Annotated in this window: 27 protein-coding genes; 9 read left to right on the top strand and 18 right to left on the bottom strand. The window is 72.2% G+C overall.

Features of this window, described 5'->3' with window-relative positions:
- Genes ACK8HX_RS00425 through sodN form a run of 4 tightly spaced genes read left to right on the top strand, consistent with a single transcriptional unit; the run spans position 1 to position 2,606 of the window.
- Complete coding sequence (locus tag ACK8HX_RS00425; protein ID WP_411938670.1) at positions 1-945, top strand: amino acid ABC transporter permease; 945 nt, start codon at positions 1-3, stop codon at positions 943-945.
- A complete protein-coding gene (locus ACK8HX_RS00420) occupies positions 945-1,850 on the top strand; it encodes an amino acid ABC transporter ATP-binding protein (protein WP_411938669.1) in 906 nt (301 codons plus the stop codon). The genes ACK8HX_RS00425 and ACK8HX_RS00420 overlap by 1 nt, the downstream gene beginning before the upstream one ends.
- A complete protein-coding gene (locus ACK8HX_RS00415) occupies positions 1,847-2,203 on the top strand; it encodes a S24 family peptidase (protein WP_411938668.1) in 357 nt (118 codons plus the stop codon). The genes ACK8HX_RS00420 and ACK8HX_RS00415 overlap by 4 nt, the downstream gene beginning before the upstream one ends.
- A 7-nt stretch (positions 2,204-2,210) precedes the next feature.
- A complete protein-coding gene (sodN, locus tag ACK8HX_RS00410; RefSeq protein WP_411938667.1) occupies positions 2,211-2,606 on the top strand; it encodes a superoxide dismutase, Ni in 396 nt (131 codons plus the stop codon).
- A gap of 21 nt (positions 2,607-2,627) precedes the next feature.
- On the opposite strand, the gene manA is transcribed toward sodN, so the two are convergent.
- Genes manA through ACK8HX_RS00390 form a run of 4 tightly spaced genes read right to left on the bottom strand, consistent with a single transcriptional unit; the run spans position 2,628 to position 6,588 of the window.
- Complete coding sequence (manA, locus tag ACK8HX_RS00405; protein WP_411938666.1) at positions 2,628-3,785, bottom strand: mannose-6-phosphate isomerase, class I; 1,158 nt, start codon at positions 3,783-3,785, stop codon at positions 2,628-2,630.
- 36 nt (positions 3,786-3,821) lie between these two features.
- On the bottom strand, positions 3,822-5,153 hold the full coding sequence (locus ACK8HX_RS00400; protein ID WP_411938665.1) for an HD-GYP domain-containing protein: 1,332 nt from the start codon (positions 5,151-5,153) through the stop codon (positions 3,822-3,824).
- Positions 5,150-6,430 carry an HD-GYP domain-containing protein gene (locus ACK8HX_RS00395; protein WP_411938664.1) on the bottom strand — a complete coding sequence of 427 codons (1,281 nt, stop codon included), beginning with the start codon at positions 6,428-6,430 and terminating at the stop codon, positions 5,150-5,152. Before ACK8HX_RS00395 ends, ACK8HX_RS00400 begins: the two co-directional genes overlap by 4 nt.
- 23 nt (positions 6,431-6,453) lie before the next feature.
- A complete protein-coding gene (locus ACK8HX_RS00390; protein WP_411938663.1) occupies positions 6,454-6,588 on the bottom strand; it encodes a hypothetical protein in 135 nt (44 codons plus the stop codon).
- A 151-nt stretch (positions 6,589-6,739) separates the two neighbouring features.
- On the opposite strand from ACK8HX_RS00390, the gene ACK8HX_RS00385 reads away from it, so the two are divergent.
- On the top strand, positions 6,740-6,814 hold the full coding sequence (locus ACK8HX_RS00385) for a 50S ribosomal protein bL37 (RefSeq protein ID WP_009775747.1): 75 nt from the start codon (positions 6,740-6,742) through the stop codon (positions 6,812-6,814).
- Between the two features lie 77 nt (positions 6,815-6,891).
- On the opposite strand, the gene rsrA is transcribed toward ACK8HX_RS00385, so the two are convergent.
- From rsrA to ACK8HX_RS00365, 4 genes are all read right to left on the bottom strand, one after another.
- Positions 6,892-7,161, bottom strand: a complete 270-nt coding sequence (gene rsrA / locus ACK8HX_RS00380; protein WP_411938662.1) for a mycothiol system anti-sigma-R factor — start codon at positions 7,159-7,161, stop codon at positions 6,892-6,894.
- The gene (locus ACK8HX_RS00375; protein WP_411939326.1) at positions 7,158-7,793 is read right to left on the bottom strand and encodes a sigma-70 family RNA polymerase sigma factor; all 636 of its coding nucleotides are present in this window, start codon (positions 7,791-7,793) and stop codon (positions 7,158-7,160) included. The genes rsrA and ACK8HX_RS00375 overlap by 4 nt, the downstream gene beginning before the upstream one ends.
- Positions 7,794-7,902: 109 nt before the next feature.
- Entirely contained in the window at positions 7,903-8,523 is a 621-nt protein-coding gene (locus ACK8HX_RS00370) for an alpha/beta hydrolase family protein (protein ID WP_411939325.1), read from the bottom strand.
- A 5-nt stretch (positions 8,524-8,528) separates the two neighbouring features.
- Positions 8,529-9,362, bottom strand: a complete 834-nt coding sequence (locus tag ACK8HX_RS00365) for an SOS response-associated peptidase (RefSeq protein WP_411938661.1) — start codon at positions 9,360-9,362, stop codon at positions 8,529-8,531.
- A gap of 89 nt (positions 9,363-9,451) precedes the next feature.
- Here ACK8HX_RS00365 and ACK8HX_RS00360 point away from each other — a divergent pair, with 89 nt between their 5' ends.
- From ACK8HX_RS00360 to rsgA, 3 genes are read left to right on the top strand one after another with little or no spacing between them, the layout of a single operon-like run.
- Positions 9,452-9,994 (top strand): DoxX family protein, encoded by a 543-nt coding sequence (locus ACK8HX_RS00360; RefSeq protein ID WP_411938660.1) that lies wholly within the window; start codon positions 9,452-9,454, stop codon positions 9,992-9,994.
- On the top strand, positions 9,981-11,273 hold the full coding sequence (gene aroA / locus ACK8HX_RS00355) for a 3-phosphoshikimate 1-carboxyvinyltransferase (RefSeq protein ID WP_411938659.1): 1,293 nt from the start codon (positions 9,981-9,983) through the stop codon (positions 11,271-11,273). Before ACK8HX_RS00360 ends, aroA begins: the two co-directional genes overlap by 14 nt.
- Positions 11,273-12,307, top strand: coding sequence for a ribosome small subunit-dependent GTPase A (rsgA, locus tag ACK8HX_RS00350; protein WP_411938658.1), 1,035 nt, complete (start codon positions 11,273-11,275; stop codon positions 12,305-12,307). Before aroA ends, rsgA begins: the two co-directional genes overlap by 1 nt.
- 61 nt (positions 12,308-12,368) lie before the next feature.
- Here the strand turns inward: rsgA and ACK8HX_RS00345 are convergent, their stop codons facing one another.
- From ACK8HX_RS00345 to ACK8HX_RS00325, 5 genes are all read right to left on the bottom strand, one after another.
- A complete protein-coding gene (locus ACK8HX_RS00345; RefSeq protein ID WP_411938657.1) occupies positions 12,369-13,571 on the bottom strand; it encodes an ABC transporter ATP-binding protein in 1,203 nt (400 codons plus the stop codon).
- On the bottom strand, positions 13,564-14,601 hold the full coding sequence (locus ACK8HX_RS00340) for an ABC transporter ATP-binding protein (protein WP_411938656.1): 1,038 nt from the start codon (positions 14,599-14,601) through the stop codon (positions 13,564-13,566). The genes ACK8HX_RS00345 and ACK8HX_RS00340 overlap by 8 nt, the downstream gene beginning before the upstream one ends.
- Positions 14,602-14,611: 10 nt before the next feature.
- On the bottom strand, positions 14,612-15,541 hold the full coding sequence (locus ACK8HX_RS00335) for an ABC transporter permease (protein ID WP_411938655.1): 930 nt from the start codon (positions 15,539-15,541) through the stop codon (positions 14,612-14,614).
- A complete protein-coding gene (locus ACK8HX_RS00330; RefSeq protein WP_411938654.1) occupies positions 15,534-16,463 on the bottom strand; it encodes an ABC transporter permease in 930 nt (309 codons plus the stop codon). Before ACK8HX_RS00330 ends, ACK8HX_RS00335 begins: the two co-directional genes overlap by 8 nt.
- A 209-nt stretch (positions 16,464-16,672) precedes the next feature.
- Complete coding sequence (locus ACK8HX_RS00325) at positions 16,673-18,331, bottom strand: peptide ABC transporter substrate-binding protein (protein ID WP_411938653.1); 1,659 nt, start codon at positions 18,329-18,331, stop codon at positions 16,673-16,675.
- Positions 18,332-18,571: 240 nt separating this feature from the next.
- Here ACK8HX_RS00325 and hisN point away from each other — a divergent pair, with 240 nt between their 5' ends.
- Positions 18,572-19,378 (top strand): histidinol-phosphatase, encoded by an 807-nt coding sequence (gene hisN / locus ACK8HX_RS00320; RefSeq protein WP_411938652.1) that lies wholly within the window; start codon positions 18,572-18,574, stop codon positions 19,376-19,378.
- Here the strand turns inward: hisN and ACK8HX_RS00315 are convergent.
- From ACK8HX_RS00315 to ACK8HX_RS00295, 5 genes are all read right to left on the bottom strand, one after another.
- Positions 19,375-19,890, bottom strand: coding sequence for a methylated-DNA--[protein]-cysteine S-methyltransferase (locus tag ACK8HX_RS00315; protein ID WP_411938651.1), 516 nt, complete (start codon positions 19,888-19,890; stop codon positions 19,375-19,377). The two genes, hisN and ACK8HX_RS00315, sit on opposite strands and share 4 nt — an antisense overlap.
- Positions 19,880-21,238, bottom strand: coding sequence for a M16 family metallopeptidase (locus tag ACK8HX_RS00310; protein WP_411938650.1), 1,359 nt, complete (start codon positions 21,236-21,238; stop codon positions 19,880-19,882). Before ACK8HX_RS00310 ends, ACK8HX_RS00315 begins: the two co-directional genes overlap by 11 nt.
- Positions 21,235-22,539, bottom strand: a complete 1,305-nt coding sequence (locus ACK8HX_RS00305; RefSeq protein ID WP_411938649.1) for a M16 family metallopeptidase — start codon at positions 22,537-22,539, stop codon at positions 21,235-21,237. Before ACK8HX_RS00305 ends, ACK8HX_RS00310 begins: the two co-directional genes overlap by 4 nt.
- A gap of 51 nt (positions 22,540-22,590) precedes the next feature.
- Positions 22,591-24,018, bottom strand: a complete 1,428-nt coding sequence (locus tag ACK8HX_RS00300) for an NAD(P)/FAD-dependent oxidoreductase (RefSeq protein WP_411938648.1) — start codon at positions 24,016-24,018, stop codon at positions 22,591-22,593.
- A gap of 148 nt (positions 24,019-24,166) precedes the next feature.
- The gene (locus ACK8HX_RS00295; protein ID WP_411938647.1) at positions 24,167-25,564 is read right to left on the bottom strand and encodes an exonuclease/endonuclease/phosphatase family protein; all 1,398 of its coding nucleotides are present in this window, start codon (positions 25,562-25,564) and stop codon (positions 24,167-24,169) included.
- Between the last annotated feature and the right edge of the window lie 61 nt (positions 25,565-25,625).

The following is a 25,625-nucleotide window of genomic DNA, read 5'->3' as shown; positions in this document are numbered from 1 at the left end:
ATGACCTCCTCCACGCAGGACCGGCCGGGCGCCATCGACGCCCGGCCGGTCCGGCACCCCTGGCGCTGGGTGGCCGTCGTCCTCCTCGCGGTCGTCGCCGCGATGATGGTCAGCTCGTTCGTCACCAACGAGAAGTGGAACTTCCCGTTCGCGTTCGAGATCATGCAGCAGCGCCCCGTCATCGAGGGCCTGTGGAAGGGCACCGTCTTCGGCACCGTCGGGGCGATGGTCCTCGGCATCGTGCTCGGGGTCCTGCTCGCGGTGATGCGGCTGTCGACCAATCCGGTGCTGCGCGGCGTCGCGTTCGTCTACACGTGGTTCTTCCGGGCGATCCCGCGCTACGTGCTGCTCGTCCTCCTCGGCACGGGCATCGGGTTCCTCTACCCCGTCCTGGACGTCGGGCTCCCCTTCGGTCAGCAGCTCTCGGACGCGCTCGGCCTGAGCGGGGACCTGACCTTCCTCCAGCTCGACTACAACAGCATCTCCAGCACGATCTGGGTCGGCATCCTCGGCCTCGGGCTCTCCGAGGCGGCCTACATGGCCGAGATCGCCCGCGCCGGCATCCTCTCGGTCGACCGGGGCCAGACCGAGGCCGCCCAGGCCCTCGGGATGCCGCCCGGCCAGACGATGCGCCGGATCGTCCTGCCGCAGGCGATGCGCGTCATCGTGCCGCCCACGGGCAACGAGACGATCGCGATGGTCAAGGACACCTCGCTGCTCGCGGCCGTGCCCGTCATCGTCGAGCTGTTCTACCAGAGCTACCAGTTCGGCCAGCGCAGCTTCCAGATCATGCCGGGCATCGTCGCGGCGACGATCTGGTACCTCGTCGTCTGCTCCATCCTCATGGTCGGGCAGTCGCGCCTCGAGCGGTACTACGGCCGCGGGTTCGGCGCCGTCCCGCAGAAGACGCAGTTCAAGCTGACGAAGATCGGGGCCGACCACTGATGGCTGCCACCACCTCCGACGCCCCCCTCGTCCACGCCGTGAACGTCTCGAAGTCCTTCCACGGCAACGAGGTCCTCAAGGGCATCGACATGGACGTCCACCGCGGCGAGGTCGTCGTGCTCCTCGGGCCGTCCGGTTCGGGCAAGACGACCTTCCTGCGCTGCATCAACCAGCTCGAGTCGATCGACGGCGGCCGCATCTGGGTCGACGGCGACCTCATGGGCTACGAGGACCGCGCCGGCACGCTGCACCGCCTCACCGACAAGCGGATCGCCGAGCAGCGCCGCGGCATCGGCATGTGCTTCCAGCGCTTCAACCTCTTCCCGCACAAGACCGTCCTCGAGAACGTCATCGAGGCACCGGTGCAGGTCAAGGGCCAGAAGAAGAAGGAGGCGTCGGCGCGGGCCGTCGAGCTGCTCGAGCAGGTCGGCCTCGGCGACAAGCCGCAGGCCTACCCGAGCCAGCTGTCCGGCGGTCAGCAGCAGCGCGTCGCGATCGCCCGGGCCCTCGCGATGGACCCCAAGCTCATGCTCTTCGACGAGCCGACGTCGGCCCTGGACCCCGAGCTCGTCGGGGAGGTCCTCAAGGTCATGCGCGACCTGGCCCGCAAGGGGATGACGATGATCGTCGTCACCCACGAGATGGGCTTCGCCCGCGAGGTCGCCGACCGCGTCGTCTTCATGGACGGCGGGGTCGTCGTCGAGCAGGGGCCCCCGAGCGAGGTCATCGGCAACCCGCAGCACGGGCGCACCAAGGCGTTCCTGTCGCGGATGCGCCAGGAGGAGCAGGCCCACGCCGAGGCCGTGATCGCGTCGGTCAGCGAGAGCGCGCACGCCCTCGACGGCCTCCCCGGCGACGAGCGCACCGCCGACGAGCGCACCGCCGACGAGCCGCCGCGCGGGTGAGCCTGCCCCTGCCCGCCCTCGTGCGGGTGCGGGGCCGCTCGATGCTCCCCACCTACCGCGACGGCGACGTCCTCCTCGTCCTGCGCGGGGTGCGCCCGCGTGCGGGGCGCTCCCACGTCGTGCGGCTGCCTCCGGACGCCACGGGCGCCACGCGACCACTGTCGGTCAAGCGCCTCACCGGACGCGACCCGGACGACCCCTCGCGGTGGTGGGTCGACTCCGACAACCCCGCCGAGGGGGTGACCTCCTTCGACGTCGGGTCGCTCGCCGCGAGCGAGGTCGAGGCGGTCGTGCTGGCCGTCGTGCGCCGGGGTAGGTTGGGTTCGACCGCACGTCCAGACCGCAAGGAGTGAGCGACCCATGTTGTCCCTGTTCCGCGTCACCGACGTCTCGGCCCACTGCGACCTTCCCTGCGGCGTCTACGACCCCGCGCAGGCCCGCATCGAGGCCGAGTCGATCAAGGCGATCATCGCCAAGGTCGCCGACAACGACGACCCCGACTTCCGCACCCGCGCGATCCTCATCAAGGAGCAGCGCTCCGAGCTCGTCAAGCACCACCTGTGGGTGCTGTGGACCGACTACTTCAAGGCCCCGCACTTCGAGAAGTACCCGCAGCTGCACACGCTGTTCAACGAGGCGACCAAGCTCGCGGGTGCGTCCGGGACGAAGGGCGAGCTCGACGCCGCGAAGGCCGACGAGCTGCTCGCGAAGATCGACGAGATCGACGCGATCTTCAAGGAGACGAAGGCGGCCTGAGCCGCAGCGCTCCTCGCCTGCTCAGGAGGCGTCGGGGACGGTCACCAGGTAGACCTCCCCGGCGCCTTCGAGCGTCACGGCCCCCTCGCCCACGGGCAGGAACGCCGACTCGACGTCGCCGAGCTCCACGGCGCCCGACGCGGCGGTGAGCGTCACGCGGCCGCGCAGGCAGAACACGATGCGCGGCGAGGTGTCGCCGGGGAGCCGCCGCCCCGGGGTGACCCGCAGCAGCCTGAACCGGTCCGAGCCGCTGTCGAAGACCTCGACCCCCGGCTCGAGCACGCGGCCGCAGCCCGCGATGCCGTCGGCCCGTGGGTCGACGATGCGGAGCAGCTCGGGCACGTTGACCGGCTTGCTCGTGAGCCCGGCGCGCACGACGTTGTCGGAGTTCGCGAGGACCTCGACGCCGAGGCCGCGGACGTAGGAGTGCAGCACCCCGGCCGCGACGTCGATGTACTCGCCGGGCTGGAGCACCCGGTGGTTCATGAGGAGCAGGACGACCAGGCCGATGTCGTCGGGGTGCTCCTCGGCCACGCGGACCACCGCCGCGCAGTCGTCGCCGCGCGCCCCCTTGCTCCCCTCGAGCCGCACACAGCCCGCCACCACCGCGCGGGCCAGCTCGGCGACCTCGTCGGCCGGGGTCGCGAGCACCGCGGCGAGGAGGGCGTGCTCGGGGTCCTCGGCGCCCGCGGCGTCCGCGACGAGCCGGGAGAGCCGGGCGACCTGGAGGCCGTCGACGAGGGCGGCGACCTCGGCGAAGGAGCGCAGCCCGACGAAGACCTCGAACGGCGCGATGGCGAGGAGCAGCTCGGGCTTGGCCCAGTCGTCGACGTAGACGTCGGGGGGGCCGGACTCCCGCACGGACCGGGCCTGCTCGGCCGTGGGGTGCGCCTGGATCGAGATGGCGCGGCCGGGTGCGAGGACCTTGAGGAGGAAGGGCAGCCGCGGCCCGTAGCGCTCGACGCAAGCGGCGCCCAGCTCGCCGACGGGGTCGGCCTCGACGACGGCGGCGAGGGTCGGTGACCCGGGGCGGTCGGTGGGTGACGGGCCCTCCTCGTGCGCCCCCATCCACAGCTCGGACTCGGGCCGCGGGCTCGGGATGTCGCGCCCCTGGAGGCTCGCGATGGAGACGTGCGACCCCCAGGCGTCGTGGAAGACGACGGGGGTGAGGCGGTCCACAGGAGCCTTTCGGTGCGGGGCGGGGCGGCCCCGATGCTAGCGCGCGACCCGCCGCTGCTCGTCGACGGCACCGACCGTGGCGTCCGAGGTCACGGCGCCGAGGGCGTCGACGACGGCCGGGTCGTACTCGTAGCCGAGCCCGAGGTGGATCCGTTCGAGGGCGGCCTCGACCCGCAGCGGGTCGGCGCTGCCGCCGGTGAGGTCGTCGAAGGCGTTGGCCGCCTTGATGATCCGGCTCGCCACCGGGACCTCCTCGCCCAGCTCGCGCACGAGGCGGTACGGGGTCGTCTGCCCCTCGACCCGCAGCGCCACGGCGTCGAGGCCCTCGGCGTGCCGGATGATGCGCGCCCCCTCGGCCGCGATCTCGCGCTGGTCGGCCGGTGCCGCGAGGACGGTGGCACCGTCGGGGATCGGTGCGGTCAGCGAGATCTGGCCGAGGTCGTGGAGCAGGGCCGAGACCTCGAGGTCACGCAGCTCGCGCTCGGGGAGGCCGAGGACACGGCCGATGCGGACGCTGAGGTCGGCGACGCGCTCGGCGTGCCCGCGGGGGGTGTAGCCGCCCTCCTCGGTCAGGTGCGAGAGGGTCACGACGGTCTCCCGGTAGGTCTCGCGGTTGCGCGTGGACCGGGCGACGGCGACGTAGGTGAACGCCAGGGGGAACAGGGCGGCGACGAGGGCGAACAGCCCGAGCGGCGGTGCCATGAGGGCGACGAGCGGACCCGTGGTCGCGACGGCGAGGGTCAGCAGGTACACCTCGGCGGCGTCGCCCCGCAGGGTCGGCCACCACGGCGTGCGCTGGCGCTCCGCCCGCACGGCCGAGACGAGGACGATCTCGACGGCCAGGCTGACGACCGAGATGGCCACGAGCCCCAGCCCGGCCACCCAGTGGCTCGTCCCGGGCGACGAGGCGAGCCTCCACAGGCTGTCACCGTCGGCCCACGGCTCGCGGACGAGCCAGGCCGTGACCGTCACGGCGACGAGGCGGGCGGCCAGCTGCTCCAGGCCGACGGCCTGGTGCCGCAGCCGCCGGAGGATCGCGGCGACCGCCATGCCGAGCGCCACGAAGATGACGACGAAGCCGCTCGTGACGTCGAAGGTCGGCTCGCCCTGGACCACCCCGAGCATGGCCGCAGCCGTCACCGTCGCGGACGACACGGGGGCGGTGGTCCGCCCGCTCGGCATCCGCAGCCGCAACAGCTCGCCGACGACGACGGCGGTGAGGAGGACCACGACGGTGCGGCCGTGGAGGTCGGCGCTCCTCAGGACGTCGCCGCGGCCCACGACGACCGCCCAGGCGACGACGGCGGCTCCCAGTCCGAGCACGACGGCTCGCACGGCGCCCTCCGGGCGCCAACGCTCGCGGTTCACCCGGCGGTCACCCCGGGGTCGCGCCGGACGAGGACCTGTTCGAGGGCGTCGACGACGTCGTCGCGGACGCGGTCCCCGGTGCGCAGCCGCGCCACGGCCTCCTCCGGGGTCAGGACGACGCCGTCGGGCGTGCCGACCTCGGTGAGCACGTCGAACTCGTCGGCGACGCCGACGAGCAGCGGCGCCAGCGAGCCGGCGTCGGCCTTCTGCTCGAGGACGACGCGGTGGCGCACGATCGGGTCGAGGGAGCCGGCGAGGAAGGGCAGGCCGCGCAGCAGCGAGGCCCCGCGGGACGGGTACGTGGCCGACAGCGTGGAGCCGTCGGGTCGGCCCCCGCGCACGAGGTCGGTCGGGAGGGTCACCTGCCCGAGGTCGTGGAGCATGCCGGCCATCTTGACATCGGCGATGGTCTGCGGGCGCAGGCCGAGGTGTTCGGCCATGAGTGTCGTCAGCTCGGACACCCGGGCGCTGTGGCCGGTCAGGTGCGGCGCCTTGGCCTCGACGGCTGCGACGAGGACGTGGAGGGCGCGGTCGCGCGCCAGCTTCTCCTCGGCGTACTGCGCGTTGGCCCACTGCGCGACGAGGAGCGGGGCGAGGACCAGGAGCAGGCTCCCCGGGCCGACGTCGGCCGGCACCCAGAGGATGACGAGGATCAAGGTGACGGCCCCGTGCCCGAGCGCGGCCGGGAAGGTCGCGAAGAGCCGGGTCAGCACCGAGAGGGCGGGCACGCGGTCGAGGACGACGACGAGGCCGACGAAGAGCACCATGTTCGTGACGACCCCGGCGAGGTGGGCCAGGAACAGCGGGACCGCGAGGTTCCGCACGATCTCGGAGGTCCCCCCGAGCGCTCCCGGCTCGAGCGTGCCGAGGGCCCGGAAGACCAGGCCCGCGACGATGCCGGACGCCGCGTGCATCGCGCCGTTGTAGACGCGGAACGCCACGGGGATCGGCCCCCGTTCGGCCGGTCCGTGCAGGGCACCGACCAACCCGGCCGCGGCGGGCCCGAGAAGGACCGCCGCGGCCAGGAGGACGATGCTGGACACCGACAGGCTGGCGTTCTCCTCCACCACGAGGCTGCCGAACCATGTCGTGAGCGCCAGGATGACGCACAGGGCGACGAACGTCGGGTCGAGGACGAAGCCGTCACTCAAAGCCACCACCGCTTCGAGGACGAGGGTCCCGACCGTGACGCCGACGAGGATGGGAAGGAAGCGACGCGACGGTGTGGACGTGGGGTCGACGACGTCGTCGTCAGCCTCGTCGATCACACCGGACACGTCAGCTCGTCACCCCCTCGCGGTCAGGGGCGGTAGCTCCACCCGTTGGTCGTGTAGGTGGTCCCACCGTCCTTGGTGGCCGCGTGGGCCGACGCCGGGGCGGCGACGGCGAGGACGGCGAGGGCAGCGACGGCAAGGAGAGCACGCATACGGTTCATTTCAGGGGTTCCTCTCGGAAAAGGAGGGCCGGATCAGGGGTAGACCCTCGGTCCGTCGAGTTTGACACGCGCAGCGGTGTGCGACAATGAACGGGACACGCGCGTGGTGCCCGATCGCACCGCGCCGACACCCCCCGACGAAAGGCTCGAGATGAGCAAGCGTGCTCGGAAGCGCCGCTCTCGCAAGGGCAACAAGGCCAACCACGGCCGCAAGCCCAACGCCTGAGCGATCGCTGAGACGACGACGCCCGGTGTGCCTGTCGGCACCCCGGGCGTTCGTGTGTCCGCAGGTCGGACGGCCGGTCAGGACTCGCCCTCGACCCTCACCATCGTGATGCGCTGGAGGATCTGGAGCCGGACGGCGGCCGGCGCGGCCTCCTCGACGCACGAGCGGCGCACCGCGTCCTTGACGGCCCGGTCGAGGTCGTGCTCGGCGAGGCAGGGCTGGCACTCGGCGAGGTGGGCGGCGACCCGCTTGACGTCCGCGGGGCTCATCTCACCGTCGAGGTACTCGTAGATCCGGTGCAGGACCTCCGAACAGTCGCCGTGCCCGGCGTGCGCGTCGTGGCTCATGACTCGTCCTCCGTGCCGAACCCGCGCTCTCGCGCGTAACCCGATAGCAGCGCCCGCAGCTGGCGGCGGCCGCGGTGCAGGCGGGACATCACGGTCCCGATCGGAGTGCCCATGATCTCGGCGATCTCCTTGTACGCGAAGCCCTCGACGTCGGCGAGGTACACCGCCATCCGGAAGTCCTCGGGGAGGTCCTGGAGGGCACGCTTGACCTCGGTGTCGGGCAGGTGCTCGAGGGCCTGGACCTCGGCCGACTTCAGCCCCACCGAGGTGTGCGACTCCGCGCGGGCGAGCTGGTAGTCCTCGACCTCGGAGGCGTCGGACTGCAGCGGCTCGCGCTGCTTCTTGCGGTAGGTGTTGATGTAGGTGTTCGTGAGGATGCGGTACATCCAGGCCTTGAGGTTCGTCCCCGGCTGGTACTGGTGGAACGCGGCGTAGGCCTTGGCATACGTCTCCTGGAGCAGGTCCTCGGCGTCGGCGGGGTTGCGGGTGGTACGCATGGCGGCCGCGTAGAGCTGGTCCAGGAGGGGCAGGGCCTCGCGCTCGAAGCGGGCCTGGCGCTCGGCCTGGGTCTCGGTCGCGAGGTCGACCTCGGCCTCCGCGGTCTCCTCGACGGGAGTGGGTGGAGTCATCATCGCGTCCCAGCCTATCCGGGCCCGGCTGGGGGCGTTGGTGTCGAGGACGAGCACGGGAGACCTCTCGGTGGACGTCGGGACAGGGGTCACAACGCCGCGTCGCCGTGCCTCATTCCCCCGCGAGCCTGGCGCGGACGATCGCGGCGACCCGGTCGGCGACCCGTCCGAGGGAGTGTGGGCCGGGCACGACGTCCAGGGTCGTGAGGGGTGGGAGGACGGCCTCGACCTCGGCGGGAGTGCCGAACGGGTCGGTCGACCCCTGGACCACGTGGACCGGGATGCCGGCCGCGGACGGCTGCGCGAGCTCGCTCGCCCGCGAGGCCTGCGGCCGGCCGGGCAGGTGCAGCGGGAAGGACAGGCAGAGGACGGCGTCGGCGCCGGTGGCCGCGGCCGTCCGGCACGCGACGCGCGCTCCTGCGCTGCGCCCTCCGGTGACGAGCCTGCCTGTGCCGCAGCGCTGCCGGATGTCCTGCAGGACCGGGACCCACGCGAGGTCGAGCACCGGCGGGCGGGGTCCGACCTTGCGTTCGGCGACCCGCCAGGGCTGGTCGACGAGGACGACCCGCCACCCTGCGGCGACCATGACGTCGCGGGTCGCCGCGACGTCGAGGGTCCACCGCAGGCCGCCGGCCCCGTGCCCGAGGACGAGGGTGCCGACCGCCTCGCCGTCCGGGTCCGTGGTCGTCGTGCGTGCGGGGCCCTCGGGAGTGGCGACGAGCCGCTCGGTCATCGCCGTCACCCGCCGAGCACCTCGCCCGTCATGGGGTCGACGACCCCGACGAGCTCCTCGGGGGGTACCGGGTCGAGCAGGTGCGGCCCGTTGGCACGGTTGCTGCTCACCGCCCGCGTCACCGGCCGCGCGACGAACCGCCCCGGCCGGTGGGTCTCGAGGAGCGGGAGGACGTCGGCGGCGCCGGTGCCGGGGTCGAGCCACGTCGCCCAGTCGTCCTTCTCGATGACGAGCGGCTGGCGGTCGTGGATGCGGTCCAGCCCCGGCTCGGCGGGGCCGGTGACGACCGTGAAGGTCGTCAGCCACGCCATCGAGTCGTCCGGGTCGGTGACCGCCGGGTCGCGCCAGAACTCGTAGAGGCCGGCCATCGCGACGCTGGCGCCGTCGGCGCGCTCGGTGAAGAAGGGCTGCTTGCGCGGTTTCCCCTTGGCGTCCACGGCGGTGGGCGACGCCTGCCACTCGTACCAGCCCCGGGCCGGGACGAGGCAGCGGCGCGTCGCGAGGGCCCGCGCGAAGGCCGGCTTGTCGGCGACCGACTCGACCCGCGCGTTGATCATGCGCGCGCCACCGCGGGGGTCCTTGGACCAGCTCGGCACGAGACCCCAGGTGAGCAGCCGCAGCTGCCGCCGCGGGGCTCCCCCGCGGTCGTCACGGGGCACGCGGGTGAGGACGACGGGGGCCTGCTTCGTGGGGGCCATGTTGTGGTCGGGGCGACCGGGTGGGGGCTCCTGCGGGTTGACGAGCACGCTGCGGCCGACCTCGGCCGAGCGGTCGTCCTCGACCTCGAACTCGAGCACGAGCTCGTCCGGGTTCGCCGTCGCGGCGTAGCGACCACACATGGACCTGAAGGCTACGCCCCGGGGGCAGGACGACTACCGTAGGGATGACAGTCCTGACCAGCAGGAACCGATCCGGGAGGTCCTCCCTCATGACCCTGGTGCGACGTGTCGCCCGCCCGATGCTCGCCGCGATGTTCGTCGTCGGCGGCCTCGACCAGCTCAAGCACCCCGGGAGCAAGGCCGACACGGCCCGTCCCCTCGTCGAGAGGGTCGGGCCACGCCTGGGCCTCGGCGACGACCCGGAGCTCCTCGTGCGCGCCAACGGCGTGGCCATGGTCGGCGCCGGCGCGCTGCTCGCCCTGGGCCGCCTCCCCCGGGTCGCCTCGACCGTGCTCGCCGCGACCCTCGTGCCGACCACCCTTGCCGCACACGCCTACTGGGAGAAGCAGGACCCCGCGGAGCGCGAGAAGCAGAAGGTGCAGTTCCTCAAGAACCTCGGCCTCCTCGGTGGGCTCCTCCTTGCCGCGGTCGACACCGAGGGCAAGCCGGGACTCGCCTACCGTGCGCGGCTCGCGGGCGAGAGCGCCCAGCGGGCCACCCGGACCGCGCGGCGCGAGGCGCGCCACGCTGCCCACACCGCTGCCCGCGAGGCCCGGCTGAAGGCGGCACGCGCGCACCATGCCGTCAGCTGACTGGACGGCGCCGGCCTCCCGCGGGCCGGTCGGCGCCAGGGTCGTCCTGCCCGGGAGCAAGTCGCTCACCAACCGCTACCTCGTCCTCGCGGCGCTCGCGTCCGACGTCTCGCGCCTGCGGGCCCCGCTGCGCTCGCGCGACACGCTGCTCATGGCCCAGGCCCTGCGCACCCTCGGGGCCCGGGTCGACGACGTGGACGACGGTGACTGGGTCGTGACTCCCGGGCCGGTCGTCGGGGGCGGCGCGGTCGACTGCGGGCTCGCGGGCAACGTCATGCGGTTCGTGCCCCCGGTCGCCGGGCTCGCCGACGGGCCGGTCCGCTTCGACGGCGACGAGCACGCTCGAGTCCGGCCGATGGCCCCCGTGCTGGGCGCCCTGCGGACGCTCGGTGTCGACGTCGAGGACGAGGGTCGCGGCGGGCTCCCCTTCACGGTCGCCGGCCGCGGCTCGGTCGCCGGTGGCGCGGTCACCCTCGACGCCTCCGCCTCCTCGCAGTTCGTCTCGGGGCTGCTCCTGTCGGGGGCGCGCTTCGAGCGCGGGGTGACCGTCCACCACGACGGCCGGGCCGTCCCGAGCCTGCCGCACATCGAGATGACGGTCGAGACGCTGCGCGACGCCGGGGTCGTCGTCGACGACGCCGAGGTCCACACCTGGCGCGTCGAGCCGAGCGAGGTCAACGCCCTCGACGTGCAGGTCGAGCCCGACCTGTCCAACGCGGCCCAGTTCCTCGCGGCGGCGCTCGTCACCGGCGGCCGGGTCCACGTTCCCGGCTGGCCGCAGTACACGACCCAGGGCGGCGACTTCGTCCGCGAGGTCCTCGACATGATGGGCGCCGACGTCGTCCTCGACCGCTCCGGGCTCACCGTCAGCGGTGGCGACGGCATCTCCGGGGTCGACGTCGACCTCCACGACTCCAGCGAGCTGACCCCCGTGGTCGCGGCCCTCTGCGCCCTCGCGGACTCCCCCAGCGTCATTCGCGGCGTCGCCCACATCCGCGGCCACGAGACCGACCGCCTCGCCGCGCTCCGCACCGAGCTCGTCGCGCTCGGCGCCGAGGTCGACGAGACCCCCGACGGCCTGCGCATCACGCCGAAACCGTTGCGCCCCGGTCGTTTTCACACCTATGCGGACCACCGGATGGTCATGGCCGCGGCGGTCCTCGGGCTCGCCGTCCCGGGGATCGTCGTCGAGGACGTCGGCACGGTGGCCAAGACGATGCCCGCCTTCACCGAGCTGTGGGACGACATGCTGGCCCAGCGCCTCGACGCGGGGGCCTGATGGCCCGGTCCTCCCGCGACTACGACGAGTCGGATGTCCGGATCCGCCCCAACCGCAGGGGTTCTCGTCCGCGGAGCAAGGACCGCCCAGCCCACCTCGACGCCGTGCCCGCGCGCGTCACGGGTGTCGACCGCGGTCGGTACACGACCTACGTCGAGGAGGGTGACACGCGCCGGGTCGTCGTGGCGATGCGGGCGCGCGAGCTCGGGCGCAAGGGCATCGTCGTCGGCGATGCCGTCCACCTCGTCGGCGACACCACCGGTGACGACGGCTCGCTCGCCCGCATCGTGCGAGTCACCCCTCGGGAGACCGTTCTTCGCCGAACCGCCGACGACACCGACCCGGTCGAGCGGGTGCTCGTCGCCAACGCCGACCAGCTCGTCGTCGTCTCGTCCCTGACCAACCCCGAGCCACGTCCCCGCCTCATCGACCGCTGCCTCGTCGCGGCCTACGACGCCGGGATGGAGCCGCTGCTCGTCCTCACGAAGGCCGACCTCACCGACCCGGCCCCGTTCCTCGAGCAGTACGCGCCGCTCTCGGTCCCGGCGATCGTCACCTCGCGCCGCGACGGCCTGATCACCGGGCTCGACGACGTCCGCGATGCGCTGTCCGGTCGGGTCAGCGTTCTCGTCGGGCACTCCGGTGTCGGCAAGAGCACCTTGGTCAACGCCCTCGTCCCGCTGGCCCTGCGTGCCACCGGGGTCGTCAACGACGTCACCGGCAGGGGTCGCCACACGTCGACCTCCGCCGTCGCCCTCGCCCTCCCCGACGACGACGGGTGGGTCATCGACACCCCCGGCGTGCGGTCCTTCGGCCTGGCGCACGTCGACCTCAGCCGGATCGTCCACCACTTCCCCGACCTCGAGCCCGGGACGGCGCAGTGTCCGCGCGGCTGCACCCACGACGAGGAGGAGTGCGGCCTCGACGCGTGGGTCGAGAGCGGATCCGCCGGCCCCGCGGGCCCGGCCCGCCTCGACTCCCTCCGGCGGCTGCTGCGCGCCCGGACCCCCGTCACCGGCGACTCCCACGACTGAGGGCGCCCTGACGTGACGGGGCCCCGGGGAGCAGCGCTCCCCGGGGCCCCGTCAACGAGGGTCAGGCCTGCGGCGGCCGGTGGTCGCCCGGCTGCTCGTCGACCAGGCGCGTCGTGTCCTGCGGCGCGAGGTCCTCGTCCGCACGGGCGAGGTCGGCCTTCTCGGCGTCGACGCCGGCGGGCGACTCGGTCACCTCCGACAGGTCGGCGACCTCGGTCGTCGTGAAGCGCTCGTCGGGGACCTCGTCGCTGACGTCGACCGTCTCGACGATGACGCGGGGCTCGGCGAAGTGGCAGGCGGAGAGGTGCTCACCGCGGCCGTCGGCCCGCGGCACGAGCTGCGGCTCCTCGACCGAGCACTTCTCCTGCGCCTTCCAGCACCGCGTGTGGAAGCGGCAGCCGCTCGGCGGGTTGGCCGGCGAGGGCACGTCGCCCTGGAGGACGATCTGCTCGCGCTTGCCGCGCAGCGTCGGGTCGGGCACGGGCACGGCCGACAGGAGCGCCTGCGTGTACGGGTGCGTCGGGCGCGCGTAGACCTCGTCCTCCTCGCCCAGCTCGGCCATCTTGCCGAGGTACATGACCCCGACCCGGTCCGAGATGTGCCGCACGACCGACAGGTCGTGCGCGATGAAGACGTACGCGAGGCCGAGCTCGTCCTGGAGCTTCTCCATGAGGTTGACGACCTGCGCCTGCACCGAGACGTCGAGCGCGGAGACCGGCTCGTCGCAGATCAGCACCTTCGGGTTGAGCGCGATGCCGCGCGCGATGCCGATGCGCTGCCGCTGGCCACCCGAGAACTGGTGGGGGTAGCGGTTGATGTGCTCGGGGTTGAGGCCGACGAGGTCGAGGAGCTCCTGGACCCGCCGACGCCGGCCGCCCTTGGGGACGACGTCGGGGTGGATCTCGAAGGGCTCGCCGATGATGTCGCCGACCGTCATCCTCGGGTTCAGCGAGGTGTACGGGTCCTGGAACACGATCTGGATGTCGCGCCGGAGCCGGCGCATCTCGCGACCCGTGGCCGACGACCAGTTCTCGCCACCGAAGGTGACGGTGCCCGACGTGGGGTCCTCGAGACGCATGAGGAGACGCCCGAGGGTCGACTTCCCGCAGCCGGACTCACCGACGATGCCGAGTGTCTCGCCCTTGTGCAGGTCGAAGCTCACGCCGTCGACGGCCTTGACGTGACCGGCGGTGCGGCGCAGCACCCCCTTCTTGATGGGGTAGTGCTTGACCAGGTTCTGGGCGCTGAGGATGACCTCAGGCATCGATGACCTCCTCGGCGAAGTGGCAGGCCGAGAACCGGCCCGGGACGACCTCGCGCAGCTCGGGCCGGTCCTGGCGGCAGATGTCCTGCGCCATCCGGCAGCGGGGGTTGAACGGGCAGCCCGGCGGGATCCGCAGGAGGTTCGGCGGCAGGCCACCGATCGCGGCGAGGGTCTGGCCCTTCTGGTCCAGGCGCGGGATCGACTCGAGGAGGCCCCGGGTGTAGGGGTGCGCCGGGCCCGCGTACAGCTCGTGGACGTCGGCGGTCTCGACAAGCCGGCCCGCGTACATGACGGCGATCCGGTCGGCGACGTCGGCGACGACCCCGAGGTCGTGGGTGATGAGGATGAGCCCCATCTGGCGCTCCTCCTGCAGCTCCTCCAGGAGCGCCATGATCTGCGCCTGGACGGTGACGTCGAGGGCGGTGGTCGGCTCGTCGGCGATGAGCACCGCCGGGTCGAGCGCGATCGCCATCGCGATCATGATGCGCTGGCGCATGCCGCCGGAGAACTGGTGGGGGTAGGACCGCACCCGCTCACGGGCTGCGGGGATCTGGACCCGCTCCATGAGGCGGACGGCCTGCTCGAGCGCGTCGCTCTTGTTCATCCCGCGGTGGACGCGGAACATCTCGGCGATCTGCCAGCCCACCGGGAACACCGGGTTCAGCGAGGAGAGGGCGTCCTGGAAGATCATCGAGATCTCCGGTCCGCGCGTCCGGCGGCGCTCCTCCGGGGGCATCGAGAGCAGGTCCTGCCCGCAGTAGCGGACGTGCCCCTTCGGGATGACCGCCGGCGGCATGTCGAGGATGCCCATGATCGCCTGGGCGGTCACGGACTTCCCCGAGCCGGACTCCCCGAGGATGGCGAGCGACTCGCCCTGGCGCAGCTCGAAGGAGACGCCGTTGATGGCGGTGGCGACGCCGTCGGGGGTGTGGAACTCCACGTACAGGTCGTCGACCTCGAGGAGCACACCGTCCTGGGGCGTGTAGGTGGAACCCTGGCCGGAGGGCCGGGTCGTGGTGTCGGTGGTCATGGCGTCTCCGTCAGCGGTTCTTCGGGTCGAGGGCGTCACGCACGACGTCACCGAGCAGGATGAACGCCAGCACCGCGAGCGAGAGGAACAGGCTCGGGAAGAAGAGCATGTGCGGCGTGGTCCGCAGCCCGATGATGGCGGCGCTGATGTCGATGCCCCACGAGATGGCAGGGGCCCGCAGGCCGATACCGAGGTAGGACAGCGTCGCCTCGACCGCGATGTACGCCCCGAGGTTGATCGTCGCGACGACGATGACCGGCGCGAGGGCGTTGGGCAGGACGTGCGAGCGCACGATGCGCCACGGGCTGGCCCCGAGCGCACGGGCGGCCTGGACGTAGTCGTTCGGCTTGACCTGGATCACGCTCGACCTCATGAGGCGCGCCATGCTCGGCCAGCCGAGGACGACGAGCGCGATGACGACCTTGAGGACGATGAGCAGGTAGTTGTCGTTGAAGAACTCGGGCAGCGAGACGAGGAAGATGATCGCGCCGAGGAGCAGCGGGATCGCGAAGAACACGTCACCGATGCGCGACAGGATCGAGTCGGCCGCGCCGCCGAGGTAGCCCGAGAACACGCCGATGGTGCCGCCGACGAGGACGGTGCCGATCGTCGTGAAGAGGCCGACGAGGATCGACGCGCGCGCCCCGTAGATGCAGCGGGCGTAGATGTCGTAGCCCTGGATGTCGCGCCCGAAGAACGTGCCGTCGCCGGGACGCGAGCGCGACTCGGCGAGGATCGCCTCGCGCGGGTCGGTGCTCGTGAACAGGCTCGGCCAGGCGGCCATGAGGACGAAGACGACGATCATCGCCGCCGAGATCCAGAACATGGGGTTGCGGCGCATCGCGCGCCACGCGTCGGAGGCGAGCGAACGCTCCTCGTTGACGTCGCCGGCGTCGTGCGGGTCGCTGGCCTGCACCTCGGCGATGGCGGCTTCAGTCATGGCTGATCCTCGGGTCGAGCAGCCCGTAGAGCAGGTCCACGAGCAGGTTGACGAACAGGTAGACGATGACGAGCACCGTGACCGCCCCGACGACGCTCGCGCCGTCACGGGTGCGGATCGACCGGAAGATGTAGCCGCCGATGCCCTGGATGTTGAAGATGCTCTCGGTGACGATCGCGCCGCTGAGCAGGGCGCCGACGTCGAAGCCGATGTAGGTGACGACGGGGATCAGCGAGTTGCGCAGGGCGTGCAGGCCGATCGCACGCCGCTTGGTCAGGCCCTTGGCGACGGCCGTGCGCACGTAGTCGGCGCGCAGGTTCTCGACGAGGTTGGTCCGCGTCAGGCGCGTGACGTAGGCGACGGAGAGCGAGCCGAGGACGATCGCGGGGAGCAGCAGCTCGTAGACCGTGGGGTTGGACGAGGTCACCGTGACGGGGAACAGCCCCGCCTTGACGCCGAGGAAGTACTGCGACAGGCCCGCGATGACGAAGATCGGGATGGAGATGAGGACGAGGGTCGACACGAGGACGAGGTTGTCGAGGAACCCGTTCTTCCTGATGCCCGTGAGCACCCCGGCGGTGACGCCGATCACCGCCTCGATGAGCACCGCCATGAGGGCGAGCTTCGCGGTGACGGGGTAGCGCTCCTTGAGCTGGTCGGCGACCTTGATGCCGTTGTAGGTCTCGCCGAGGTCACCCTGCGCGAGGTTGCCCAGGTACTTGCCGTACTGGACGAGCAGCGGGTCGTCGAGGTTGTACTTCTCGCGGAAGGCCTGTGCGTAGGCCGGTGGGCACGGCCGCTCGCCACACTTGCCCGCCAGGGGGTCGCCCGGGAGGGCGAAGACCATGGCGAAGATGAGGAACGTCGCTCCCAGGATCACCGGGATCATCTGCAGCAGCCGTCGGATGATGTAAGTGCCCACGTCACCTCCTTGGCTGTTCTGGGCCGTCGACCGGGGTCGGGACGGCGTCGTCGGGTGTACCGGGGAAAGAACCTAGACCATGGCGGCCCGGACCCAGTATTCGCGCACCCCGGGGAAGGCGCGAGGGGTCCTCACACGACCGTCGGGCTGCCAGCGGACGCTGGCAGGCCGACGACGCGTGGTCGAGTGAACCTGTCGGTTCAGTCAGCTCACTTCAGCGAGACCGACGTGAGGTCGATCGTGCCGAACGCGGTGATCTTGACACCGGTCACCTTGTCGGACCAGCCCATGGTGGCCTTGCCGTACCAGAGCGGGATGGCCGGCATGTCCTGCGCGAGCAGGGCCTCGGCCTCCTGGTACTTGGCGTTCGACTCGGCCGGGTCGGTGGCGGCAGCGCCCTCGGTCAGCAGCTTGTCGAAGGCCGGGCTCGAGTAGTCCATGTAGTTGGAGTCGGCGCCGGTCTCGAAGACGGGGGCGAGGAAGTTCTCGATCGACGGGTAGTCCATCTGCCAGCCGAGGCGGAACATGCCCTTCATCTTGCGGTCACCGAGCTGCTTGAGGTAGGTCGAGAAGTCGACGACCGGGGTCGCGACGCACTCGACGCCGAGGGCCTGCTTGATGCTGTTGCAGGTGGCCTCGGTCCACTCCTTGTGGGCGGCGTCGGCGTTGTACGAGATCGTCAGCTTGTCACCCTTGTAGCCGCCGGCCTCCTCGAGGAGGGCCTTGGCCTTGGCCGGGTCGTACTTGCAGAACTCACCGCACTGCTCGGCCTTGTAGCCGTCGACGACCGGGGAGACCCAGCCGGTCGCGGGGACGCGGGTGTTGTTGAAGATCTGCTTGATGATCGTCGGCCGGTCGATGGCCATGGAGATCGCCTGGCGGATCTTCGGGTCGGCGACGTTCGGGTCGACCTTGGTGGGGGCGAACTCGAGGTACTGGAGGACGCCGGACTCCTTCTGCGCGTTGCGCTCGGGGAGGTCGGTCTTGTACTTGTCGTCGATGAGCGCGCTCGCCGGGATCTCGTCGGTGATGTCGAGGTTGTTGGCGAGGACGTCGTTGTAGGCCGCGTCGGCGTCCTGGTAGATCTTGAAGGTGACCTTGTCGACCTTGGCGCCGAACTCACCGCTGTAGTCGGCGAACTTCGACAGGACGATCGACTGCTCCTTGGTCCACGAGTCGACCTTGAACGGGCCGGTGCCGATCGGCTTGTCGCCGAAGGCCTTCGGGTCCGCGAAGAAGGCGTCGGGGAGCGGGGCGAAGGCGGTGTAGCCGAGGCGGACGGGGAGGTTCGCGACCTTCTCGGTGGTCTTGATGGTGAAGGTGTAGTCGTCGGTGACGGCCAGACCGGTCAGCTTGTCGGCCTTGGCCTTGCCGGCGCCGGCGCAGGGGTCGTCGCCCTCACCGGTGCACTGGAGGTCGCCGTAACCCTCGATCGGGGTCATGAAGTAGCCACCGCCCTGGGCGTTCGGGGCGTACGCGGCGTAGTTCCAGGCGTCGACGAAGTTCTTCGCCTTGACCTCGGTGCCGTCGTGGAACTTGTAGCCCTTCTTGAGCTTGACGGTGAAGTTCTGGTTGTCCGTGGTCTCGATCGACTCGGCGATGTCGTTCGCCGGCTTCGCCGTCTCGGGGTCGTAGTGGACGAGCTTCGCGAAGACCGCGTCGAGCACGTTGCCGCCACAGGTCTCGGACGTGTTGCTGGGCACGAGCGGGTTCTCGGGGTTGCAGCCGCGGACGGTGATCTCCCCGCCCGTCTTGGCGCCGGCCGAGGTCTCGGTGTCGCCGCTGCCGCCGCCGCTGCCGCACCCGGCGGCGAGCAGGGCCACGGCGGACAGGGCCGCCACGGCGACCGTGCGAGTGGTTCCTCGCATGGATGTCCTCCTACGTGAAGTGGTGTGTCACCCGTTGGTCGGGTTGACCGTGTTCCTGGGCCGCTCCCGATCGGGTGAGGCCCTGCGTGCAGCGCCTCCGGGCGTGCCGCGCACCATCAAAGACCACGGGCGGACCGTTTGGAAGTTTCGCAACACTCCGAGACCCGATTGTGACCGAAGCGCGACGCGACCGTGGCTGGGGCCGAAGGATCTTCGGAGGGAGCCGCTACGGTGAACTCCGTGCCCGGCTACGACGACGACCTGCGCCTCGCCCACGTGCTCGCGGACGCGGTCGAGAGGCTCACGACCTCACGCTTCCGGGCCGAGGACCTCCACGTCGAGGCCAAGCCCGACCTCACCCTCGTCAGCGACGCCGACCGCGACGCCGAGGAGCTGATCCGCTCCCAGCTCAAGCGCACCCGCCCGCGCGACGCCGTCATCGGCGAGGAGCTCCCACCGACGGGTTCCTCGCCGCGCCAGTGGGTCGTCGACCCCATCGACGGCACCCACAACTTCGTCCGGGGGGTCCCGGTGTGGGCCACGCTCATCGCCCTCGTCGACGACGGCCGCCCCGTCCTCGGCCTGGTCGCGGCACCAGCGCTGGGCCGTCGGTGGTGGGCCACGCTCGGTTCCGGGGCCTGGGCCGGCCGCAGCCTCACCTCCGCCAAGCAGCTGCACGTCAGCGGGGTGAGCCGGGTGGAGGACGCGTCGATCTCCTGCTCCAGCTGGACCTCGTGGGGTGCGGTGGGCCGGGAGCGTGAGGCGCTCGACCTCGCGCGGTCCTGCTGGCGCGAGCGGGCGTTCGGCGACTTCTGGTCCTACATGCTCCTCGCCGAGGGCGCGGTCGACATCGCCGCCGAGCCCGAGCTCGCCCTCCACGACATGGCCGCGCTCGTGCCGATCGTCACCGAGGCCGGTGGCCGGTTCACCTCGCTCGAGGGCGTCGACGGCCCGTTCGGCGGCAACGCCGTCGCCACGAACGGCCACCTCCACGACGAGGTGCTGCGCCGCCTGACCCCGCAGCCGCACGAGACCGACGGGCTCTAGAACAAGGCGCCCTGGTCGGCCTCGGTCGCCACGCCCTCGAGCCGGAGCAGCTCGGCCTTGCGCTCGAGCCCGCCGGCGTAGCCGGTGAGGGTGCCGTCGGCCCCGACCACCCGGTGGCAGGGCAGGACGACGGGGATCGGGTTGGCGCCGTTGGCCGCCCCGACCGCCCGCGAGGCGCCGGGGGGAAGTCCCAGCCGGTCGGCGATCCATCCGTAGGTCGTCGTCGTGCCCCACGGGATCGTCGCGAGGACGTCCCAGACGCGGCGCTGGAAGTCGGTGCCCGCCGGGCGCAGGGGCAGGTCGAACACCCGCCGGCGGCCGGCGAAGTACTCGGCCAGCTGGCGATGGGCCTCCGTGAGCAGCGGGCTCCCGACGTGCTCGTGCTGCGGTGAGCCCGTCGTCGAGGCGTCGAACCGGATCATGACGACGGCGCCCGCGGCCTCGACGACCTCGAGCAGCCCGATCGACGAACCGGTGACGAGCGAGCGCGTCGGCCCCGGGTCAGACGGCAACGGTGGTCACCGGGCCGGCCACGCGGCCCTCGAGGTCCGGGACGACCCTGGCCGCGTCCCCGACGAGGACGACGCTCCAGCCCCCCGTCGCGACGCGGCGGTAGGCGGCGTCGAGGGCGTCCAGGTCGAGGGCGGCGACGTCGCGCAGGGTGCGGGTGGAGAAGTCGGTGGGCAGGCCCTCGAGGGCGAGGGCGGCGCTCTCGTCCGCGACGGCGTCGGCGGTGGCGTACCTCCCGGGCGCCGTCTTGGCGACGTAGTCGACGCCCGTGCGCAGCTCGGCGTCGGTGAAGCCGTCGCGGGCGCGGTCGAGGATGCCGAGGAGGATCTCGACGGCGTCGCCCGTGACCTCGGAACGGACCGAACCCGAGGTGACGAACGAGCCTCCGGCGACCCGCGGCCGGAACGAGCTGCGGATGCCGTACGTGTAGCCCTTCTCCTCGCGCAGGACCGCGTCGATCCGGGCGCTGGGCGACCCGCCCAGGACGAAGGACAGCACGGGGTGCGGTGCCCACCCGTGCGGGGTCGACCGGTCGGGCCCGGGGACGGCGACGGCGATCTCGGTCTGGACCGAGCCGGGACGGTCCACGACGACGACCCGGGCACGGTCGTCGGCGGGGCGCGGGGCGGTCGGCCGCGGCGACGGGACGTGCCCCGGGGCGTGCCACCCGCCGAGGGTGGACTCGAGGACGCCGTGCACGTCGACGCCCCCGAGGTCACCGGCGAGCACGACGGTCGCCCCCTCCGGGCCGACGGCCGAGGCGTGGAAGGCGAGGACCTGCTCGCGCGTCAGGGCGCCGATCGTCTCCGGCGTGCCGCCGGTGGGGAGGGCGGCGCGCTCCCCCGGGGCCCAGAGGGTGCGGGCGACCTCGCGGGCCGCGCGGTGGGCCGACGAGGCCCGCTCCTGCTCGATCTCGGCCAGCCGGTTGCGCAGGATGCGGCGCACCTCGGCCTCGGGGAAGACCGCGTCGGCGAGCGCCTCGGTGACGAGCGCGGAGGCCGTGGCGAGGTGGCGCTGCGGCACGTCGACGTCGACGAGGAGCCCGCCGTCGCTCACGCCCGCCCCGAGGACCATCCCGTGCCGCTCCATCAGCTCGGCGAACTCCTCGGCCTCGTGACGGGACGTGCCCTCGTCGAGGAGGCGCGACGTCATCGAGGCGATGCCCTCCAGCCCGGCCGGCTCGGCCGCCAGGGAGATCGGGACGACGACGCGTAGCGAGAGCACGTACTGGCCCGGCAGGTCGTGCACGAGGACACGGACCCCGTTGGACAGGACGTGCTCCTCCGGCGCGGGGAAGGCCCACGGGCCCGGCGGCGCGACCTCGGGGCGCGGGACGAGCGGGCTGCTCACGCCACGGCCTCCTCGTCGTCGGCCTCGGTGGCGTCGTCCTCGACGAGGTACGCGACGACGGCGCGCTGGTCCGGCCGGAGCCAGCGGCGCGCGGCGGCGAGGACGTCGTCACCGGTCAGCGCCCGGAGCCGGTCGAGGTGGGTGTTGACGACGCCGGGGTCGTCGTGGAGGAGGTGGTGGTGGCTGATGACGTCGGCCCGCTCCTCCTGGCTGGCGAGCGCCGACAGCCACGAGCGCTCTGACTGGGCGAGCGACGCCTCGAGCTCGACGTCGGTGGGACCGTCCTCGAGGAAGGCCGACAGCTCCTCGACGAAGGCGTCCTCCACGGCCCGGGTGTCGACCCCGGGTGCGACGTCCAGCACGACGAAACCGAGCGAGCTGCCGTCGACGAAACCCCAGGCGGTGGCGTGGGCGCCGATCGCGGTCTGCTCGCGGCGCACGAGGCGCCGGACCAGCCGCGAGGTCGACAGCCCACCGACGCAGTCGAGGGCGACCGCGGCGGCGAGGAACTCGTCGGTGCCGTCGACGGGGAGCCGGAACGCGAGGTGCAGCCGGTCGTTGGGGACGGCCGAGCGCCGGTCGAGGCGGACCGGCCCGTCGAGCGGGTCGAGCTGGGGGAGGTTGGCCCGGGGCGGTTCAGCGCTCGCCGGCAGCGGGCCGAGGTACCGCTCGGCGAGCTCGAAGCCGCGCTCGGGCGTGATGTCTCCGCAGAGGGTGAGGACCGTGTTGTCGGGGCCGTAGTAGCGGCGGAAGAAGTCGTGGACGTCCTCGAGGCTCGCGGCGTCGAGGTCCTCCATCGACCCGATCGTCGGGTGGTGGTAGGGGTGGCCCTCGGGGAAGAGGGTGGCGTAGACGTCGATGAGGGCGTTGCCGTACGGCTGGTTGTCGTACCGCTGGCGCTTCTCCTCCTTGACGACGTCGCGCTGGTTGTCGAGGTTCTCCTGCGTCACGGCGTCGAGGAGGTGGCCGTGCCGGTCGGCCTCGAGCCAGAGGGCCAGCTCGACGGCACCGGTGGGGACGGTCTCGAAGTAGTTGGTGCGGTCGAACCACGTCGTCGCGTTGAGCCGGGCCCCCTCGGCCATGAGCGCCTCGAAGTGCTCGCCGCTGCGGACGTTGCGCGACCCCTGGAACATCAGGTGCTCGAAGAGGTGCGCGAACCCGGTGCGCCCCGGCGCCTCGTGCCGCGACCCGACCCCCACCCAGAGGTTCACCGTGACGTTCGGGACGGTGTGGTCGGGGCTCACGACCACCCGCAGCCCGTTGGGCAACGTCCTGCGGTGGAGGGGGTAGTCCAGCGGCATGGCGGTCACCCTACGTCGGTGCGCCGCCCTCCGACAGGAGGTTCCCGGGCCTCAGCCGGCGTGCCGGCGGCCCTCGTGCTCGCGGTGCCGGTCCTCGAGCTCGGCGACCCCGCTGACCTCGCCGTCGGCGGGGTCGGTGGGGATGGAGGGCAGCTCGTGGCCCGGGAGGGCGTCCATGGCACGGCGGCCGAACACCTGCTGCTCGGTGGCGACTCGCTCGGCGCGACCCCGGCCCAGGAAGCTGACGACCCAGTGGAGCAGGGTCGTGACGCGGTGCTTGAAGCCGATGATGTAGACGAGGTGGATGGCGAGCCAGAGCAGCCAGGCGAGGAAGCCGGCGAAGCGGAGCTTGCCGATCGACGCGACCGCACTGAACCGCGAGATCGTCGCCATCGAGCCCTTGTCGTGGTACTCGAACCGCTCGTCGGTGGGCCTGCCGTCGAGCCGGTGGGCGATCTGCCTCGCGGAGAAGCGAGCTCCCTGGATCGCGACCTGCGCGACCCCGGGGAGGTCGTCGAGCGCCATCATGTCGCCGACGACGTGCACCTCGGGGTGGCCCGGGAGGGTGAGGTCGGGGAGGACGTGGACCCTACCGGCGCGGTCGACCTCGGCGCCGGACTGCTCGGCGAGGCGGCGGGCGAGCGGGCTCGCCTGGACCCCGGCGGCCCACACCTTGGTGAGCGCCTCGATGCGGGTCGAGGAGCCGTCGGGCTCCCGGACGACGATGCCGGTGGAGTCGACGTCGGTGACCATCGTGCCGAGCCGCACGTCGACGCCCATCTGCTCGAGGCGGCGCTTGGCCGCGCCACCCAGCCGCTCGCCGAAGGAGGGCAGGACCTTGTCGACGGCGTCGACGAGGATGATCCGCGCCTTCGTCGGGTCGATGCGGCGGAAGTCGTTGCGCAGCGTGCGGTTGGCGAGCTCGGCGATCTGGCCGGCCATCTCGACCCCCGTGGGACCGGCGCCGACAACGACGAACGTGAGGGCGCGCTCGGCCTCGGCCGGGGTGCGCGCCAGCTCGGCGAGCTCGAACGCACCGAAGATCCGGCCGCGCAGCTCGAGCGCGTCGTCGATCGACTTCATCCCCGGGGCGTGGCGCGCGAAGTGGTCGTTCCCGAACCACGACTGCCCGGCGCCCGCGGCGACGAGGAGATCGTCGTACTCGGTGACCGTCTCGCGCCCGAGGACCTCAGACGTCACGGTGCGGTGCTCGAGGTCGACGTCGGTCACGGTGCCGAGGACGACCCGGGCGTTCTTCTGCCGGGCGAGCACCTCGCGGGTGCTCGGGGCGATCTCGCCCTCGGAGAGGATGCCGGTCGCGACCTGGTACAGCAGCGGCTGGAACAGGTGGTGGGTCGTCTTCGCGACGAGGGTGATCTCGAGGTCGGACCGCTTGCGGAGGGCCTGGGTGCCGAAGAGTCCGCCGAACCCGGACCCGATGACGACGACGCGGTGGGGGCTGGTGGCATGGCTGGTCACGTCTGCCTCAACGCGGACGAAGGGGCCGGTATGCCGGTCGGCGGGGGTGGTCCGGGTCACGGGGGCGCTCCTGGCGGTGGCGCGCGGCGGCTGGGGCCGCGTGTGCGGAGGGAGCGGCGGTGGTCCCGGGACGACACCACCATCGCACTCAGGGCAGCCGGATGTCGGCGACGACCATGTTGTGGTCGGAGGGCCGGTTGCAGTCGGTGACCGCCATGACGTTCTCCCAGCGCGGGGCGCCCCACACGCCCTTGACGGTCACGACGTCCAGCCGTGACCCCCAGCCGGTCGCCGGGACGGCGAGGGTGCAGGAGAAGTGGTTCATCGTCGTGTAGCGGCGGTTCACCTGCACCGTGGCGGCCGCGGTGTCGTAGTACCCGGCGGCGACGACCGCGTCGTGGGCGTCGTACCCGCCCTGGTTGTTCTGGTACGTGTTGAGGTCGCCGGCGAGCACGACCGGCAGCCCGGCGGTGTTGAGCTGCGCGAGGCGCGCCATGACGGTCTTCACCTGGTTCGCGCGCAACACCTCGTAGGTGCGCTCGGTGGCGGCGGCGGTGCTGTGCCGCTGGTCCAGGTGTGCGGACGCGACCCAGAAGCGCTTCCCCGTGGCCCGGTCGGCCAGCAGGGCGTACGACGCGCGCCGGCGCGTCCACTCGCCGTCGGTGCTCAGGGACGGCAGGAGAACCGTGCACGAGGAGGACCAGCTGCTGTTCGTCACCGCCTTCCCGTCGCTCGTCTCGGGGCACGGGGCGGCGAGGCTGTAGCGGGTCGTGTCGTAGAGGATCCGCGCACCCTGGACGGCCTCAGGCGTGCCCGGCGCCACGAAGCGGGTCCGGCGCACGAGCTGGTAGCGGCCCCCGCCGTTGGCCCGCAGGGTCTCGACGAGGCTGTCGGCCTGGGTGACGGCACCGGTCGTGGACGCGGAGGTCCCGTCGGCACGGTTGACGCCGAGCTCCTGGAGGGCGATGACCCCCGGGTCGCGCGAGAGGATCGTCCTCGCGATGCCCGGGACGCGCTGCAGCCACGGACGGACTCCGGTGGTGTCGGTCGCGGTGCGCACGTTGTAGGACGCGACGCGCAGGAGGGTTCCGGCGCTCGACGGGGTCCCGGGGCGCACGGCGACGTTCTGCAGGTACGGCCAGTTCCGCACGCTCGTGCCGGAGGAGGTCCGGTTGACCGCCTTGAACCGGTAGTACAGGTGGTTGCCGGACGACGCTCGCGCGCCCGCGGAGGCCACCTGGGCGGCGGTGAGGGTCACCGAGCGACGGGTCGGGGACACGGTGACGTACGTGGCCCCCCGGCCGTGGTCGGGCAGGACCGGGTCGCCGACCTTGAAGGTCGTCAGGCCGGTCTCGATCTGGAAGCTCGTCGTGTTGGTCCCGGACGCGGACCACGTGAAGGTCACCTGACCGGCCAGCGGGCCCGGGGTGGCCTTCACCGACGAGATGGTTCCTGGGACGGCCACGGCGGCCCGGGCCGGTGTGGCGAGCAGGACCGAGGACGCCGCGGTGGCGAGCACGGCCGCGGCGGCGGAGAGCGAGCGCATCAGCAGGGGCTCCTGGGCTGTCGAACGGATGCCAGGGGTACATCCGCCCGCCACCGTAGGT

Source organism: Oryzobacter faecalis (assembly GCF_046764005.1).
GTDB classification, from domain to species: Bacteria; Actinomycetota; Actinomycetes; order Actinomycetales; family Dermatophilaceae; genus Oryzobacter; species Oryzobacter faecalis.
The sequence above is the reverse complement of the archived record's forward strand: the minus strand, read 5'-3'. Positions and strand labels throughout refer to the sequence as shown.